14 protein-coding genes are annotated in these 15,841 nt (G+C 73.6%); 6 read left to right on the top strand and 8 right to left on the bottom strand.

Going from position 1 to position 15,841, the window contains the following annotated elements; translation table 11 throughout:
* Positions 1-50 precede the first annotated feature (50 nt).
* From ABD332_RS22945 to ABD332_RS22980, 8 genes are all read right to left on the bottom strand, one after another.
* On the bottom strand, positions 51-1,127 hold the full coding sequence (locus tag ABD332_RS22945; RefSeq protein WP_344504098.1) for a LacI family DNA-binding transcriptional regulator: 1,077 nt from the start codon (positions 1,125-1,127) through the stop codon (positions 51-53).
* Between the two features lie 84 nt (positions 1,128-1,211).
* The gene (locus ABD332_RS22950) at positions 1,212-2,483 is read right to left on the bottom strand and encodes an LLM class flavin-dependent oxidoreductase (RefSeq protein WP_344504099.1); all 1,272 of its coding nucleotides are present in this window, start codon (positions 2,481-2,483) and stop codon (positions 1,212-1,214) included.
* Entirely contained in the window at positions 2,480-3,301 is an 822-nt protein-coding gene (locus ABD332_RS22955; protein ID WP_344504100.1) for an LLM class flavin-dependent oxidoreductase, read from the bottom strand. Before ABD332_RS22955 ends, ABD332_RS22950 begins: the two co-directional genes overlap by 4 nt.
* The gene (locus ABD332_RS22960) at positions 3,301-3,993 is read right to left on the bottom strand and encodes a GNAT family N-acetyltransferase (protein ID WP_344504101.1); all 693 of its coding nucleotides are present in this window, start codon (positions 3,991-3,993) and stop codon (positions 3,301-3,303) included. The genes ABD332_RS22955 and ABD332_RS22960 overlap by 1 nt, the downstream gene beginning before the upstream one ends.
* Positions 3,994-4,015: 22 nt before the next feature.
* On the bottom strand, positions 4,016-5,611 hold the full coding sequence (locus ABD332_RS22965; protein ID WP_344504102.1) for a dipeptide ABC transporter ATP-binding protein: 1,596 nt from the start codon (positions 5,609-5,611) through the stop codon (positions 4,016-4,018).
* 1 nt (position 5,612) lies between these two features.
* Complete coding sequence (locus ABD332_RS22970; protein WP_344504103.1) at positions 5,613-6,470, bottom strand: ABC transporter permease; 858 nt, start codon at positions 6,468-6,470, stop codon at positions 5,613-5,615.
* 5 nt (positions 6,471-6,475) lie between these two features.
* Positions 6,476-7,396 carry an ABC transporter permease gene (locus ABD332_RS22975; RefSeq protein WP_344504104.1) on the bottom strand — a complete coding sequence of 307 codons (921 nt, stop codon included), beginning with the start codon at positions 7,394-7,396 and terminating at the stop codon, positions 6,476-6,478.
* Positions 7,397-7,407: 11 nt separating this feature from the next.
* Positions 7,408-9,030, bottom strand: coding sequence for an ABC transporter substrate-binding protein (locus tag ABD332_RS22980; RefSeq protein WP_344504105.1), 1,623 nt, complete (start codon positions 9,028-9,030; stop codon positions 7,408-7,410).
* Between the two features lie 231 nt (positions 9,031-9,261).
* Here ABD332_RS22980 and ABD332_RS22985 point away from each other — a divergent pair, with 231 nt between their 5' ends.
* The 6 genes from ABD332_RS22985 to ABD332_RS23010 are packed head-to-tail and all read left to right on the top strand — an operon-like array spanning position 9,262 to position 15,819.
* Positions 9,262-10,104, top strand: coding sequence for a glutathione S-transferase C-terminal domain-containing protein (locus tag ABD332_RS22985; protein ID WP_344504106.1), 843 nt, complete (start codon positions 9,262-9,264; stop codon positions 10,102-10,104).
* The gene (locus tag ABD332_RS22990) at positions 10,101-11,249 is read left to right on the top strand and encodes an LLM class flavin-dependent oxidoreductase (protein WP_344504107.1); all 1,149 of its coding nucleotides are present in this window, start codon (positions 10,101-10,103) and stop codon (positions 11,247-11,249) included. Before ABD332_RS22985 ends, ABD332_RS22990 begins: the two co-directional genes overlap by 4 nt.
* Entirely contained in the window at positions 11,246-12,571 is a 1,326-nt protein-coding gene (locus tag ABD332_RS22995) for an NtaA/DmoA family FMN-dependent monooxygenase (protein WP_344504108.1), read from the top strand. The genes ABD332_RS22990 and ABD332_RS22995 overlap by 4 nt, the downstream gene beginning before the upstream one ends.
* On the top strand, positions 12,564-13,670 hold the full coding sequence (locus ABD332_RS23000; protein ID WP_344504110.1) for an LLM class flavin-dependent oxidoreductase: 1,107 nt from the start codon (positions 12,564-12,566) through the stop codon (positions 13,668-13,670). The genes ABD332_RS22995 and ABD332_RS23000 overlap by 8 nt, the downstream gene beginning before the upstream one ends.
* A complete protein-coding gene (locus ABD332_RS23005) occupies positions 13,667-14,707 on the top strand; it encodes an LLM class flavin-dependent oxidoreductase (RefSeq protein WP_344504111.1) in 1,041 nt (346 codons plus the stop codon). The genes ABD332_RS23000 and ABD332_RS23005 overlap by 4 nt, the downstream gene beginning before the upstream one ends.
* Positions 14,704-15,819 (top strand): LLM class flavin-dependent oxidoreductase, encoded by a 1,116-nt coding sequence (locus tag ABD332_RS23010; RefSeq protein WP_344504112.1) that lies wholly within the window; start codon positions 14,704-14,706, stop codon positions 15,817-15,819. Before ABD332_RS23005 ends, ABD332_RS23010 begins: the two co-directional genes overlap by 4 nt.
* Positions 15,820-15,841 lie beyond the last annotated feature (22 nt).

Raw genomic sequence — 15,841 nt, forward strand, 5'->3', positions numbered from 1 at the left:
TGGTGGTGTAAGGAGTGTCAACAGTAGCGCGCTGAACCGGTTGCGAACGGTCAGGCGGTGCGGCCGGGGCGCAGCGGCCGGGTCGACTGGCGGGCGGTGAGGGTGCCCGGGGGCAGCGTGACGTGGCTGATGCCGCCGCCGTTGATGGTCGTGAGCAGGGCGCGGGCGGCGAGCTCCGCCTGCTCCGCCGGGGTCTGCTGCACGGCGGTGATCGCCGGGACGGTGATCTGGCACAGGTCGGAGTCGTCCCAGGCGACGACCGAAACGTCCTCCGGCACGGACAGGCCCATCTCGTGCGCCACCTTCAGCGACGCGGCGGCCATCACGTCGTTGTCGAACACGACGGCGGTCGGCGGCTCCGCGCCGCTCATCAGCTCGCGCATCGCCCGCATGCCGTCGACGGCGCTGTAGTTGGTGTAGACGACCCGGTACCGGTCGGTGTCGAGCCCGGAGTCGGTGAGCGCCGCCAGGTACGCGGCGTCGCGCTGGCCGGTGTGGAAGAGCTCCTCGGTGCCGGCGACGCGGGCGATCGTGCGGTGCCCGAGGGCCCGCAGGTAGCCGACGATGGCGCGGGCGGTGCCGGCCGTGTCGGCGTCGACGGTGCTGCACCCGTCGAGCCCGGGCTTGCCGCCGATCACCGCGGCGGGCAGGCCGATCTCGACGAGCGCGTCGAGCCGTGGGTCGTCCTTGCGCAGGTCGGTCAGGATGACGCCGTCGACGTGCCGGCCCGCCCACCACTTGCGGTACACCTCGATGGTGTCCTCGATCCGGTCGACGAGGTGCAGCACCAGCGCGATGTCGTTGCGGTTGAGCTCGGCCTCGACGCCGCTGAGCATCTGCGTGAACCAGGAGTCGACGATCATCACCCGCGGCGGCCGGACGAGGACCAGCCCGACCGCGTTGGCGCGGGCGGTGCCCAGCGAGCGGGCGGCGATGTTGGGCGCCCAGCCGAGGTCCCGGGCGGCGGCGAGCACCCGCGCCCGGGTCTGCTCCGAGACGCCGGGCCGGTTGTTGAGCGCGTAGGACACGGCCGCCTCGGACACCCCGGCGTGGACGGCGACCTGGCGGATCGTGACCCGCGCCTGCCCGGCCGCCTCGCCGCCGGTGTCCTTCGCTGCTGCGGCCACCTGTGCTCCCGCCTGCTCGCCCTGCACTGTCCGTGAGGGTACATCCCCGCAGGGCGGTCACACCGGCGGCGGCACCGCAAGCCGTCATGCCGGCGGCAGCCCCAGGTGGGAACGCAGCGTGGTGCCCTCGTACGCGGTGCGGTACACGCCGCGCTCCTGCAGCTGCGGCACGAGCCGGTCGACGATGTCCTCGACGGTGCCCGGCAGGAGCTGCGGCAGCAGGTTGAACCCGTCGACGACCCGGTCCCGCACGTAGCGGGCCCACTCGTCGGCGACCTGCCCGGGCGTGCCGACGAACGTGTTGTGCCGCGGCGTCACCTCGATCACCAGGTCCCGGATCGACAGCCCGCGCTCCGCCGCGAGGGCCCGCCACCCGGTGACCCGTTGCAACTTGCCGGTGCGCAGCTCGATCGGGATCGTGCCGCGCGACGGGTCCAGCTCGCCGTCGGCCGGGTCGATGTCCGGCAGCGGACCGTCGGGGTCGTAGCCGGAGAGGTCCTTGCCCCAGTACTGCTCCAGGAACGCGATCGCGCGCGGCCCGGTGGTCTGTTCCCGGGTGATCCAGTGGGCCCGCTCCCGCGCCTCGCCGGCGGTGTCGCCGAGCACGACCGACGCGCCGGGCAGGATCCGCAGGGAGTCCGCGGACCGGCCGTGCCGGGCGAGCCGCGCCCGCAGGTCCGCGGCGTAGGCGGCGGCCTTGTCGTAGTCGGTGTTGGCGGAGAAGACCACGTCGGCGTGGCGGGCGGCGAGCTCGCGGCCGCCGTCGGAGTCGCCGGCCTGGAAGAGCACCGGCCGCCCCTGCGGGCTCGGCGGGACCGCGCCGGTCGCGTCGAGCGTGACGAGGTCGGTGTCACGGACGACGTGCTCGTTGCGCCACAACGCCTTCGCGGTCTCGACGAACTCGGTCGCCCGCTCGTAGCGGCGCTCGTGCGGCAGCCAGCCGCCGCGCCGGAAGTTCGCGCCGGTCCACGCGTTGTCGGTGGTGACGATGTTCCAGCCGGCCCGGCCGCCGGACACGGCGTCGAGCGAGGCCAGGCGCCGGGCCAGGTCCGCCGGGTAGTTGTAGGTGGTGTTCTGCGTGGCGACGAGCCCGATGTGGGTCGTCTCCGCGGCCAGCGCGGCCAGCTGGGTGATCGCGTCGGGCCGTCCGGCGACGTCGAGGTCGTACACGGTGCCGCGGTTCTCCCGCACCCGCAGGCCCTCGCCGAGGAAGAACGCGTCGAACAGGCCGCGCTCCAGGGTCCGAACGACGTCGACGAACGTGTCGATGTGGGTGTGCTCGGCGAAGTCCGGCTCGGTCCACAGCAGGTTGGGGCCGACGCCGGTGAAGAACACGCCGAGATGCAACTGGGTCATGCGACGCTCCTCGCGACGGCGTAGCGGTTCGTGGGGCGGGGGAGGCCGAGCGTCTCCCGCAGGGTCGCGCCGTGCGCGCCTGCGGCGATGGCGGGTGGTGTACCGCCGTGGAAGTGCACCCCGTCGACCACACCTTCCAACGCGGCGGCGTCGAAGCCGGCGGGCACGTCGGCGAAGACCAGCGGCACCCCGGTCGCGCGGGCCGCGGCGGCGCGCTCGGCGATGCCGGCCACGCCGGAGCCCCGCACCAGCGCGACGTCGAGCTCCGCCGCGATCAAGGCGGAGCCGATGACGACGACCTGCCCCTGCGGCGGGCGGGGAGTGATGAGCGGGCCGACGACGGAGAACCCGGGGCCCTCGAAGTCGACGTGGTGGACCTTGCGGGAGTCGAGGAACCGGCCGGTCTGCACGTCCCGGATGACCGCGTCGTCCTCCCACGAGTCCCACAGCCGGCGGGCGACCTCGACCACGTCGGCGACCTCGCCGGCGTCGACCTGACAGCGGCCGACGGTGGCGAGGTCCCCGGCGGCCGTGGTGGCGCCGACGACCCAGCCGGCCCGCCCCAGCGACGCGTGGTCGAGGCCGGCGAGCTGGGTGGCGAGGTGGAACGGCTCGGTGGTGGTGACGTGCAGCGTCGGCGCGAGCCCGATCCGGGTGGTGCGCCGCGCCAGGTAGGCGGCCAGGACCCCGGCCTCGACCCCGGCCCGCAGCGGCGCGTCGGGGAACGTCACGAACGCGTAGCCGGCCCGCTCGGCGTCGAGCACGGCCCGCTCCAGGGCCGCGAGCGAAGGCGCCTGGATCTCGGTGGCGTAGAGCATCAGGCCGGCCCTCCCACGAGCGACGGGACCCGCACCGCCCGGAACGTGGTGCGGCGGCGCAGCCGGAAGCCGATCGACTCGTACAGGCGGATCGCGTCGGTGTTCGTCGCCGCGGCATGCAGGAACGGCTGCTCGCCGCGGGCGCGGATGCCGTGCGCGACGGCCCGCACGAGCCTGGTCGCGAGGCCCTGCCCGCGGTGCGCCGGGTCGGTGCAGACGGCGGAGATCTCGGTCCAGCCGGGCGGGTGCAGGCGCTCCCCGGCGAGCGCGACCAGCTTCCCGTCGCGGTGGATGCCGAGGTACGTGCCGAGCTCGATCGTGCGCTGCCGGAACGGCCCCGGCTGGGTCCGTTCGACGAGGTCGAGGATCTCGGGCACGTCGGCGGCGGTCAGGACGGCGGACTCGGGGTCGGGCCGCGCCTCGAGGGCGACGTCGATCAGCTGCACGCCGCCGGCCTCGAGGACGACCTCCCAGTGCGCCGGCGGGGGCGGCGCCGTGCCGGTGATCGTGACGACCTCGCCGGCGCCGGCGAGCGCGGCCACGTCGTCCCAGACGTCCGGGCCGGAGCCGGGCGCGACGGTGATGAAGGGGGTGACGTCGGTCTGGTAGCGGATGGCGTCGCCGCTGCGCTCGGCGAAGCGGGCGTGCGGGCCGGTGAGCGCGGCCCAGGCTGGGTTGTCCAGAATATGCATGATTGTCCCTGGTGGAGAGCGGTCAGCTGGCCAGTGCCGGCAGCGCGGCGAGCAGGGTCCGGGTGTAGGCATGGTCGGGCCGGGTGAAGACGTCCTCGACCGGGCCGTGCTCGACGACGCGGCCGTCGTGCATGACGAGCACGCGGTCGGCCAGGTGGTGGATGACGCCGAGGTCGTGGGAGATGAACAGCAGCGCCGTGCCGTCGGCGGCGCGCAGGTCCGCGAGCAGGTCGAGGACCTGCGCCTGGACCGACACGTCGAGCGCCGACACGGGCTCGTCGCAGACGAGGACGTCGGGGCGGGGGCCGACGGCGCGGGCGATCGCGACCCGCTGCCGCTGCCCGCCGGACAGGGCCCTCGGGTGGCGGCCCAGGTGCGCGGCGCTCAGGCCGACCCGCTCCAGGAGCTCCACGACCCGGTCCCGGCGGGCCGCGCCACGCAGCCCGAGGGGCTCCGCGATGAGTTTCTCCACGGTGTACCGCGGGTCGAACGAGCTGAGCGGGTCCTGCGACACGACCTGCAGCCGGCGGCGGTCGGGCCGGCGCCGCCGCTCGGGCACCCCCGTCCAGGGCCGGTCGCCCAGGTGCACGGTGCCGCCGTCGGGCTCCAGGAGCCCGAGCGCGATCCGCGCCACGGTGGTCTTGCCGGAGCCGGACTCGCCGACGACGCCGAGGATCTCGCCGCGGGCGAGCGTGAAGCTGACGTCGTCGACGGCGCGCCGGGCGCCGTAGTGCTTGTGCAGCCCCTCGGCGCGCAGCACGACCCGGTCCGGCTCGACCGCCGCCGGCGGCAGCGGCTCGCGGGCGGCCGAGGACAGCCGGTGCCCGCGCGAGGCGGCGGTCGGCACTGCGGCGAGGAGCATGCGGGTGTAGTCGTGCTCGGGTGCGGTCAGGATCCGCCCGGTCGGGCCCTGCTCGACGATGACGCCGTCGTGCATGACGAGGACCCGGTCGGCGATGCCGGCGACGACGGCGAGGTCGTGGCTGACGAGCAGCAGCGTCGAGCCGGCCGCGCGGCGCTCCGCGAGCAGCCGCAGCAGCTGCGCCTGCACGGTGACGTCCAGCGCCGTGGTCGGCTCGTCGGCGATGAGCAGCGGCGGGTCGGCGGCGATCGCCGAGGCGATCAGCGCGCGCTGGCGCAGCCCGCCGGACAGCTGGTGCGGGTACTGCTTCGCGCGGACCGCGGGCTCCGGCACGTGCACCGCGTCGAGCAGCGCGGTGATCCGCGCGTCACGGGTGGCGGCGGTGCCGACGCCGTGGGTGCGCAGCACCTCGCCGATCTCCTGGCCGACGGTGTTGAGCGGGTCGAGCGAGACGAGCGCGTCCTGCAGCACGAGCCCGGCGACCCGGCCGCGCAGCCGGCGCCAGTCCCGGTCGGTGAACCGGGTCGTGTCGCTCCCTCCGACGTCCAATGTGGACGCCCGCACCTCGGCGCCGGGCCCGGCGAGCCCGACGAGGCTGCGCGCGGTGACACTCTTGCCGGAGCCGCTCTCACCGACGATCGCGACACACTCGCCACGCTCGACGGTGAAGCTGACGCCGCGCACGGCGGGCACGGGCCCCGTGCCGTGCCCGGGAAACGTGACCCGCAGATCGGCGACGGTGACCAGCGGCGCCATGTCAGCGCCTCCCTTCGAAGCGGCGCTGGAGCCGGCGGCCCACGGCGGTGAGCGAGATGACGGTGATCGTGAGGGTCGCGCCGGGCAGGATCGCCGCCCACCACGCGACGCGCAGGTAGTTGCGGCTCTCGGCGAGCATCGCGCCCCACTCCGGGGACGGTGGTTGCGGGCCCATGCCGAGGAACGACAGCGCGGACGCGTTGACGATCGCGGTGCCCAGCCCGATGGTGGCGATGACCGGCAGCGGCCCGAGGGCGTTGGGCAGCACGTGCCGCCACACGAGACGGGCCCGGGACAGGCCGAACGTGACGGCCTGCTCCACGTAGCCCGACCGCCGGACCAGCAGCGTCTGGGCGCGGACGATACGGCCGTACCGTGGCGCGAACGCCAGGGCGATGGCCATGACCAGGCTCGGGGTGCCCGGCTCGGTGAACGCGATGAACAGCAGCGCGAGCAGCACCTCCGGAAACGCGGACAGCACGTCCAGCGCGCGGCTGAGCACCTCGTCGACGGCGCGCGGCGCCAGCCCGGCGAGCAGCCCGGCGATCCCGCCGGCGAGCACCGACAGCAGCGTCGACACGAGGCCGATGCTCAGCGAGTAGCGGGCGCCGTGCACGACCCGGGTGAAGACGTCGCGCCCGAGCTGGTCGGTGCCGAACCAGTGCGCCCCGCCCGGCGGCTCCAGCGCGTGGAACGGGTCCGCCGCCAGTGGGTCGGCGCCGGTGATGAGCCTCGGCGCGACGGCCGCGACGGCGACGAGCAGCAGCACGACGCCGGCGGCCACCGCGCCGGGCGCCCACCGCAGGGACCGGCCGCGCGGCCTCTCGACGGCGGGGACGGCGGGCAGGGCGATCGACATGACGGTCAGCCTTTCCGCAGGCGCGGGTCGATGAGCAGGTACGCCAGATCAGCGAGGGTGCTGAGCACCACGTAGATGGCGGCGGCGAGCATGACGACGGCGAGGACCACGGGGATGTCCTTGTTGCCGACGGCCTCGGTGGCGACCTCGCCGAGGCCGGGCCGGCCGAAGACCCGCTCGACGACGACGGCGGCGCTGAGCAGGAAGCCGATCAGCGTCCCGGCGAGCGTCACCGCGGGCAGCAGCGCGTGCCGCAGGGCGTGCCGCCACAGCAGGGCGAGCCGGGTCAGGCCGCGGGCGCGGGCGGTCACCGCGAAGGGCTCCTCCAGCGCGCGTTCGAGGCCTTCGCGGATGACCTGGCTGAGCAGCCCGCCGATCGGCAGCGCGAGCGACACGGCCGGCAGGACGAGCGCGGACGCGTCCCGGTCGCCGGAGACGGGGAACCAGCCGAGCTGGAAGGAGAACACGCTCAGCAGCAGGATGCCGATGAGGAAGCCGGGCGCGGACACGATGGACAGCTCGAGGCCGGAGACGAGGCCGCGCAGCCACCGGGCCCGGCCGGTCGTGACGATCGCGAGGCCGACCGCGATGACGGCGCTGAACGCGGTGGCGAGCAGCGTGAGCTTCACCGTGGGCCAGACCTGGCTGCCGATGACGTCGGCGACCGGCCGTTGCAGCACGTACGAGCGGCCGAGGTCGCCGTGCAGGAGCCGCCACAGGTAGCCGAGGTACTGCACCACCGCCGGCCGGTCGAGGCCGAGGTCGCGGGCGATCTGGGCGCGGATCTGCGGCGTGTCTGGGCCGTCGCCGACGAGGGTGTCGACGGTGTCGCCCGGGGCGAGGCGCAGCGCGAGGTAGGCCGCGGAGGCGGCGGCCCAGAGGACCACCGCCCCGCTGCCGAGCCGCCGCAGGACCGGCTTCAGCATCGGCGGCATCGCTACCTGCCGATCCACACGTTGTAGGCGCTGCCGGGCACGCCGGCCGTCGGCTCGAAGCCCACGCCACCGACCTTCCGCTGCGCGGCGACCTGGTCCGCCGGCGCGTACAGGGGCAGCAGCACGGCCTTGTCGTTGAGGGTCTTCTGGACGGTGGAGTAGGCCGCCTTGCGCCTGGCCGTGTCGCTGGTCGCCGCCGCCTCGCTGATCAGCTTCTCCAGCTCCGGGTCGACGTAGCCGTGCCGGTTGATCGGGGCGCCCTTCGGCACGATCAGGCCGATCGCGGCGCCGGCGTCGGTGTCGGCGCGGGAGTTGTCGAAGACCTCGAACTCGCCCTTGGCGATCGCGTCGGCGGCGGTGCCCTGGTCGACGACCTTGACCTGCAGGTCGATGCCCGCGCTCTGCTTCACCGCGGCCTGCACGGCCTGGGCGAGGATGTCGCGCTTGTCCCGCACGAACGGCGCCGACAGCACGATCCGCGCGGTGAGCCGCTTGCCGTCCCTGGTGCGGAAGCCGTCGCCGTCCCTGGTGCCCCAGCCGGCCTCGTCGAGCAGGCTGTTGGCCTTCGCGGGGTTGTTGCCGTACGTCTTCTCCACCGAGGGCTCGTAGAACGGGCTGGACGGGCTCAGCAGGCTCCAGGCCCGGGTCGCGGTGCCGCGGTAGACGCCCTGCAGGACGGCGTCGACGTCGACCGCGTCGCGGAACGCCTGCCGGACCCGGATGTCGTCGAACGGCGCGTGGGTCAGGTTGAAGTAGAGGTTGTACGCCGTGCCGCTGTTGAGCTGCTTGGCGAAGCGCAGGTTCGGGTCGCTCTTGACCAGTTCCTGCTCCGTGGCGGGCACGCCCTCGATCACGTCGACCTGGCCGGAGGTCAGGGCGCCGACGCGGACGCTGGACTCCTTGAGGAACCGGTAGGTGACCTCGTCGAGGTAGGCGGGCCCCTGATGGCCGGCGTTGGAGGGCGCCCACGCGTAGGCCGGGTTCTTCGTGTAGTGGACCTCCTGGCCCTTGGTGTAACGATCGAGGATGAACGGCCCGGTGCCGACGACGGACGGGCCGCCGGCCTTCAGGTCGGGGCTCTTCAGCGACTTCGGCGACACCTGCGCGCCCTGCGGGGAGGCGAAGAAGTCGAGGATGAGCACGTCGGGCTGCTTGAGGTGGACGGCGAGCGTCCTGCCGTCGACGACCTCGGCGTCCTTGAAGTACTTCAGCTGGGTCGCGGCGACGCTCGGGGCGTAGCCGGGCGCGAGGAGCTGGTCGAGGTTCGCCTTGACCGCGGCCGCGTCGAACTTCTCGCCGTCGTGGAAGGTGACGCCGTCGCGCAGCTTGAACGTGTAGGTGAGCCCGTCGGCGGACGCCTCCCACGAGGTCGCCAGCCACGGCAGGTAGCCGCCCTTGTCGTCGTGGGTGAGCAGCGCCTCGAAGCTGTTCCACACCAGCAGTCGGGCCTTGGCCTGGGCGTACTGGTGCGGGTTGAAGGTGACGGGCTCGGTCTCGATCGCCCAGGTGAGTTTGCCGCCCTGGACGGGCGCGCCGGTGGCCTCGGCGGCGGGGTCCCCGGCGGCGCCGTTGCAGCCACCGAGCAGTAGGGCCGCGACGGCAAGGGACGCAAGGAATCTACGCATGGGACATCCTCAATGGGGGGTTCGCGACGGGTTCGAGGTGCGCGACGAAGCGACGGGCCGGCACCGCGGGTGGGTCAGCGGCCTCTCGTCGGGTCAGTGCAGCAGTGGCTGTGCGTGACTGTCAACGGTCGATGGGCGGTCCTGTCGGCCATGTCACGTACCCCTGGATTAATTCCTAGTATCCACGTAGGATTGGTTGGCTATGCTGCTCCGGATCAACGGAGGACCACCATGTCGAAACTGCCCCGCTCAAGCCGTCTGGCCAGCCCGGTCGACACGACGGCCCACGGCGTGTACCGCATTCCCCAGGACCCGGACGACCCCCGTCCGCTGTACCGGTTCGCCGGTCGCGTGGACCCCGAAGCCCCGCCGGGCCGCTACCACCTCTACGCGGGCTGGTTCTGCCCGTGGTCGCAGCGCGTGACGATCGCGCACGCGCTCGCCGGCCTGCGGGACGTCGTCAGCGTGTCCTATGTGGACAACGCCCGCGACGGCCGCGGCTGGGCCTTCCGGGAGCGCTACGGCCCCGATCCGGTCAACGGGTTCACGCTGCTGCGGCAGGCGTACGACGCGACCGAGCCGGACTTCGACGGGCACGTCTCCGTCCCGACGCTGTGGGACCGCACGGACGGCGTGGTGCTCAGCAACGACTGCAAGGGGATCGGCATCGACCTCGCGACCCGGTTCCGGCATCTGGCGACGCCGGTGATCGACACCTACCCGGCGGCGCACCGCGAGGAGATCGAGCAGCTCGACGAGTGGCTCAACCCGGCCGTGAACCGCGGGGCCCGGGACAGCACCGAGCTGCTGGACGCCTTCGGCACCCTCGACGAGCGGCTCGCCACCCGGCGCTACCTGCTCGGCCCTGAGATCACCGAGGCCGACATCCGGCTGTACGTGACGCTCGCGCGCCACGGCGCCGGGCTCGCCGACTTCCCGCACCTGTGGGCCTACGCCCGCGACCTCTACACGGTGCCCGCCTTCCGTGACACCACCGACTTCACCACGTACGCCGAACCCGTCGTCCTGGACTGGGACGAGCCGGTGCACCGCGCGGAAGGGATCCCCGCGTGACCTCGCAGCTCCATCTGGCAGTCGCGCTGGACGGTGCCGGCTGGCACCCCGCCGCCTGGCGCGACCCGTCCACGCACCCGGATTCGTTGTTCGCGCCGGAGTACTGGCTGGACCTGGTCCGCATCGCCGAGCGCGGGAAGCTCGACTTCGTCACCATCGAGGACTCCCTCGGCCTGCAGTCCGGCCGGCACGACGGCCTCGACGGGCGGGCCGACCACGTCAAGGGCCGCCTCGACGCGCTGCTCATCGCGGCCAGGCTCGCGCCGGTCACCACCCACATCGGGCTGGTGCCGACCGTGACCACGACCCACACCGAGCCGTTCCACGTCTCCACCCAGCTCGCCACCCTCGACCACCTGAGCACCGGCCGGGCCGGCTGGCGGGTGCAGGTGTCCGGGCGGGCCGGCGAGGCCGCGCACTTCGGCCGCCGGAAGTTCCCCGAGATCGACCCGGCCGCGTACGCCGAGCCGGCCGGGCAGGCGTTCATCGCGGAGCTGTTCGCCGAGGCCGCCGACCACATCGAGGTGGTCCGCCGGCTGTGGGACAGCTGGGAGGACGACGCCGAGATCCGCGACGTCGCCACCGGCCGGTTCGTCGACCGGGACAAGCTGCACCACATCGACTTCAGCGGCCGGCACTTCAGCGTCAAGGGCCCCTCGATCACGCCGCGGCCGCCGCAGGGCCAGCCGGTCGTCACCGCCCTCACCCACACGCCGCTCGGCTACGGGCTCGGCGCCGACATCCTCTACGTGACCCCGAAATCCGTCGAGGACGCCGCCGCGCTGGCCGCCGCCGCCCGCCCGGCGCGGGTCTTCGCCGACGTCGTCGTGTTCCTCGACCCGGACCGCAAGGACCGCCTCGACGAGCTCGACGGCGGCCCGTACACCAGCGACGCCCACATCCACGTCGGTGACGCCGCCGGGCTGGCCGCGCTGCTGCTGTCGTGGCGGGACGCCGGCATCGACGGCTTCCGGCTGCGCCCCGGGGTGCTGCCCGCCGACCTGACGGCCATCGTCGACGAGGTGTTGCCGCTGCTGCGGGCCGAGGGCGCGTTCCGCACCGGCTACACGAGCACCACCCTGCGCGGGCACCTCGGCCTGCCCGCCGCGCGGAACCGGTACGCCCGCACGGAGGTCACCGCATGAAACAGGTCATTCTCGCGGCGCACTTCCCGGGCGTGAACAACACGACCGTGTGGAGCGACCCGGCCGCCGGCAGCCAGATCGCGTTCGAGTCGTTCCGCCGCTTCGCACAGACCGCGGAGCGCGGCAGGTTCGACTTCTTCTTCCTCGCCGAGGGCCTGCGACTGCGCGAGCAGCGCGGCCGCATCCACGACCTCGACGTCGTCGGCCGACCCGACGCGCTCACCGTCCTCGCCGGGCTCGCCGCCGTCACCACCCACCTCGGGCTGACCGGCACCGTCAACGCCACCTTCAACGAGCCCTACGAACTGGCCCGCAAGCTCGCGTCCCTGGACCACCTGTCCGGCGGCCGGGCCGGGTGGAACGTCGTCACCTCCTCCGACGCGTTCACCGGCGAGAACTTCCGCCGCGGCGGCTACCTCGACCGCGCCGACCGCTACACCCGCGCCGCCGAGGTCCTGCACACCGCGCGAGAGCTGTGGGACACCTGGCCCGCCGGCGAGGTCGTCGCCGACCGCGTGTCGGGTGCCTTCACCCGTACCGGCGACCCGGGCACATTCGTCCACAGTGGACAGCACGTCGACATCCGCGGCCACTTCACGGTGCCGCGCACGCCGCAGGGGCGGCCGCTCATCATCCAGGCCGGCGACTCGGACCCCGGTCGCGAGTTCGCCGCCCGCGACGCCGACGCCATCTTCTCCCGGCACAGCACCCTCGAGGCCGGCAAGGCGTTCTACGCCGACGTGAAGGGCCGCATGGCGAAGTTCGGCCGGCGCCCCGACGAGCTGAAGATCCTGCCGGCCAGCACGTTCGTGCTGGGTGCCACCGAGTCGGAGGCCGCGGAGAAGGCGCACCACATCCGGCGGCAGCAGGTCAGCCCGCAGACCGCGATCCTGCTGCTGGAACAGCTGTGGAACAAGGACCTCAGCGACCACGACCCCGACGGCCCGCTGCCCGTCTTCGACCCGGTCCCGGACGACGACTCCATCATCAAGGGCCGCGCCCGCCTCTTCGACGACCCCCTCGCCACCGCCCGGCAGTGGCGTTCCCTGGCGGAGGAGAAGGGGCTCGGCATCCGTGACCTCATCATCGAGGTGACCGGCCGGCAGACCTTCATCGGCACCCCGTCCACGGTCGCGGCCACCATCGACGAGTTCGTGCAGAGCGACGCGGCCGACGGGTTCATCCTCGTGCCGCACATCGTGCCGGGCGGCCTGGACGAGTTCGTCGACGGCGTCGTGCCGCTGCTGCAGGAGCGCGGCGTGTTCCGCACCGACTACACCACCACGACGCTGCGCGGGCACCTCGGACTGCGGCATGAGTGACCCCGTGACCGGCCCCGTGACCGACCCGGTGTTCCACTGGTTCCTGCCGACGGGCGGCGACGACCACGCCGTCGGCGCCGGCACCCACGGCGGCATCATCGGCGCGCAGGACACCGCCCCGCTGCCGCGCTCCGCGACGTTCCGCGCCCCGACCCTGGACTATCTGACCCAGATCGCCCGCGCCGCCGACCAGCTCGGCTACGCCGGCGTGCTCACCCCGACCGGGGCGCACTGCGAGGACGCGTGGCTCACCACGGCCGCGCTGATCGCGCAGACCCGGCGGCTCAAGTTCCTCGTCGCGTTCCGCCCCGGGCTCATCACCCCGGTCCTCGCCGCGCAGATGGCCGCCACGTTCCAGCGGCTGTCCGAGGGGCGGCTGCTGCTCAACGTCGTCATCGGCGGCAGCGCCGCCGAGCAGCGCGGCTACGGCGACCCGCTCGACCACGACGCCCGCTACGAGCGCGCCGGCGAGTTCCTCGACGTGGTCCGCGCCGCCTGGTCCGGGTCCCGCTTCGACCATCACGGCGTGCACTACGACATCGACGGCGGGCTGCTGCGCGAGCCGCCGCCGGTCACGCCGACGGTGTATCTCGGCGGGTCGTCGTCGGCCGCGGTCAAACTCGCCGCCCGGCACGCCGACGTGTACCTCACCTGGGGCGAACCCGTCGCGCTCGTGGCGGAGAAGATCGCCGCGGTCCGCGCCGCGGCCGAACGGCCGGTGCGCTTCGGGATCCGGCTGCACGTCATCACCCGGGCCACCGCCGGCGAGGCCTGGTCCGCGGCGGAGCGGCTCATCGCCGGCCTGTCCGACGAGACGATCCGCGAGCGGCAGGAGAGCCTGCGCGGCCTCGACTCCGTCGGCCAGCGCCGGATGCTCGACCTGCACGGCGGCGACCGCGACCGGCTCGTCGTCGCCCCCAACCTGTGGGCCGGGATCGGCCTGGTCCGCGGCGGCGCCGGCACCGCCCTCGTCGGCAGCCACGCGGAGGTCGCCGCCCGCATCGCCGAATACCGGGCGGCCGGGATCGACGAGTTCATCCTCTCCGGCTACCCGCATCTGGAAGAGGCGTACACGTTCGCCGAAGGAGTGCTGCGGTGAAGTTCCTCGCCATCACGCTCATCGTCACCGACGGCAGGAAGCCGGCCCGCGAGCGGCTGCGCGAGGTCGTCGACAACGCGGTCCTCGCCGAGCAGCTCGGCTTCGACGGCTTCGGCGTCGGCGAACGCCACGAGCGGCCCTTCATCTCATCCTCGCCGCCGGTCGTGCTCAGCCACATCGCCGCCCGCACCAGCGTCATCCGGCTCTTCACCGCCGTGACGACGCTGAGCCTCCTCGACCCGGTCCGCGCGTTCGAGGACTACTCCACCCTGGACAACCTCTCCGGCGGCCGCCTGGAGCTCATCGTCGGCAAGGGCAACGGCGCCGCGCAGGCCCGCCTGTTCCACGTCACGGCGGACGACCAGTGGGACCGCAACCGCGAAGGGTACGAGCTCTTCACCCGGCTGTGGCGGGAGGACAAGGTCACCTGGTCCGGCCGCTTCCGGCCACCGCTGTCGGAGGCCGAGGCCTGGCCGCGGCCCCTGCAGCAGCCGATCCGCATCTGGCACGGCAGCGCCACCAGCAAGGCGTCCGTCGAGCTGGCCGCCCTGCACGGCGACCCGCTCTTCTCCGCCAACGTCACCAACCCCGTCGAGCCCTACGCCGACCTGGTCGCCCACTACCGTTCACGGCTGGCATTCCACGGGCACGACCCGTCGAAGGCGCTCGTCGGCGCCGGGTCCGCCGGGTTGTACGTGGCCGAACGGTCCCAGGACGCCGTCGACACCTACCGGCCGATCTTCAATGCCCGCCTGGAGACCTTCCGGCGCGTCGGCGTCGAGCCGGTGTTCCACACCATCGAGGACGCGATCGAACGCAGCTCGCTCCTCGTCGGCAGCCCGCAGCAGATCATCGACAAGGTCCACCGGTACCACGTCCACCTCGGCCACGAGGTCATGCACGTCCAGGCCGACGCCGACGGGCTCACCGACAAGCAACACCGCGGCTCCCTGGAGCTCTTCCAGGCCGAGGTCGCTCCTGTACTGCGACGCGAGATCCCGAGTCGCCCGTTCCCCACCCCGGCGGTGCCGTCATGACCGTGCCCCTGTCCATCCTCGACCTGTCCCCGATCAGCTCCGGCAGCGACGCGGGCGCCGCGCTGCGCAACACCATCGACCTCGCCCGGCGCGCCGAGTCCTTCGGCTACCACCGGTTCTGGGTCGCCGAGCACCACTTCGCGCCCGGCGTCGCCAGCGCCGCGCCAGCAGTGCTCATCGGCCTCATCGCCGCCGCCACCGACCGGATCCGGGTCGGCTCGGGCGCCGTGCAGGTCGGCCACCAGACCGCGCTGTCCGTGGTGGAGCAGTTCGGCCTCCTCGACGCCGTGCACCCCGGCCGGCTCGACCTCGGCCTGGGCCGCTCCGGTCAGCGCGGCTCCTTCGCACCCACGCCGGTCGCCGCCCAGCCCGCACGTGTCGTGGACGGGCTGCTCATCCCGCCGGCGTTCGACTTCTCCCGGCTGGTCACCCAGCCGCGGTTCGCGCTCTTCGCGCAGCTGCTGCAGCAGCCGGGTGCGCAGTCGCCGGACTTCGCCGAGGTGGTCGACGACATCCGGGCCCTCATCGCCGGCACGTACACCCGCGACGGCCTCGACGTGCACGCCACCCCCGGCGAGGGTGCGAAGGTCGAGCTGTGGATCCTCGGCTCCAGCGGCGGCCAGAGCGCCACGGTGGCGGGGGAGCGGGGGCTGCCGTTCGCCGCCAACTACCACGTCGCCCCGGCGGCCGTCCTCGAGGCGGTGGCGGCCTACCGCGCCGCCTTCCGTCCCGGGGTCCTCGACCGGCCCTACGTCGTGGTCTCCGCGGACGTGGTCGTCGCCCCCTCTGCGGCGGTGGCGAAGCAGCTGGCGTCGCCGTACCGGCACTGGGTCCGTAGCATCCGCACCGGCGCCGGCGCGATCCCGTTCCCGACCCCGGCGGAGGCGGCCGCGACCCCCTGGACCGACGAGGACCAGGCGCTGGTCCAGGACCGCCTGGACACGCAGTTCGTGGGGGACCCTGCCTCGGTCGCGGCCCAGCTGCGCACGTTGCGGCGGGCCACCGGCGCCGACGAGCTCCTCGTCACCACGATCACCCACGACCACGCGGACCGGGTCCGCTCCTTCGAGCTCCTCGCCCGCGAGTGGCACGGCGAGGGCTCCGAGGGCTGACCCGCCGCGTGGCGTCCCGCCG

The organism is Dactylosporangium maewongense (assembly GCF_039531485.1).
GTDB lineage: Bacteria > Actinomycetota > Actinomycetes > Mycobacteriales > Micromonosporaceae > Dactylosporangium > Dactylosporangium maewongense.

What these genes read in the sequence shown, in the direction of transcription:
- ABD332_RS22950 (WP_344504099.1), bottom strand. Translation starts at nt 2,483, where the DNA reads ATGACCCAGTTGCATCTCGGCGTGTTCTTCACCGGCGTCGGCCCCAAC.
- ABD332_RS22955 (WP_344504100.1), bottom strand. Translation starts at nt 3,301, where the DNA reads ATGCTCTACGCCACCGAGATCCAGGCGCCTTCGCTCGCGGCCCTGGAG.
- ABD332_RS22960 (WP_344504101.1), bottom strand. Translation starts at nt 3,993, where the DNA reads ATGCATATTCTGGACAACCCAGCCTGGGCCGCGCTCACCGGCCCGCAC.
- ABD332_RS22965 (WP_344504102.1), bottom strand. Translation starts at nt 5,611, where the DNA reads ATGGCGCCGCTGGTCACCGTCGCCGATCTGCGGGTCACGTTTCCCGGG.
- ABD332_RS22970 (WP_344504103.1), bottom strand. Translation starts at nt 6,470, where the DNA reads ATGTCGATCGCCCTGCCCGCCGTCCCCGCCGTCGAGAGGCCGCGCGGC.
- ABD332_RS22975 (WP_344504104.1), bottom strand. Translation starts at nt 7,396, where the DNA reads ATGCTGAAGCCGGTCCTGCGGCGGCTCGGCAGCGGGGCGGTGGTCCTC.
- ABD332_RS22980 (WP_344504105.1), bottom strand. Translation starts at nt 9,030, where the DNA reads ATGCGTAGATTCCTTGCGTCCCTTGCCGTCGCGGCCCTACTGCTCGGT.
- ABD332_RS22985 (WP_344504106.1), top strand. Translation starts at nt 9,262, where the DNA reads ATGTCGAAACTGCCCCGCTCAAGCCGTCTGGCCAGCCCGGTCGACACG.
- ABD332_RS22995 (WP_344504108.1), top strand. Translation starts at nt 11,246, where the DNA reads ATGAAACAGGTCATTCTCGCGGCGCACTTCCCGGGCGTGAACAACACG.
- ABD332_RS23000 (WP_344504110.1), top strand. Translation starts at nt 12,564, where the DNA reads ATGAGTGACCCCGTGACCGGCCCCGTGACCGACCCGGTGTTCCACTGG.
- ABD332_RS23010 (WP_344504112.1), top strand. Translation starts at nt 14,704, where the DNA reads ATGACCGTGCCCCTGTCCATCCTCGACCTGTCCCCGATCAGCTCCGGC.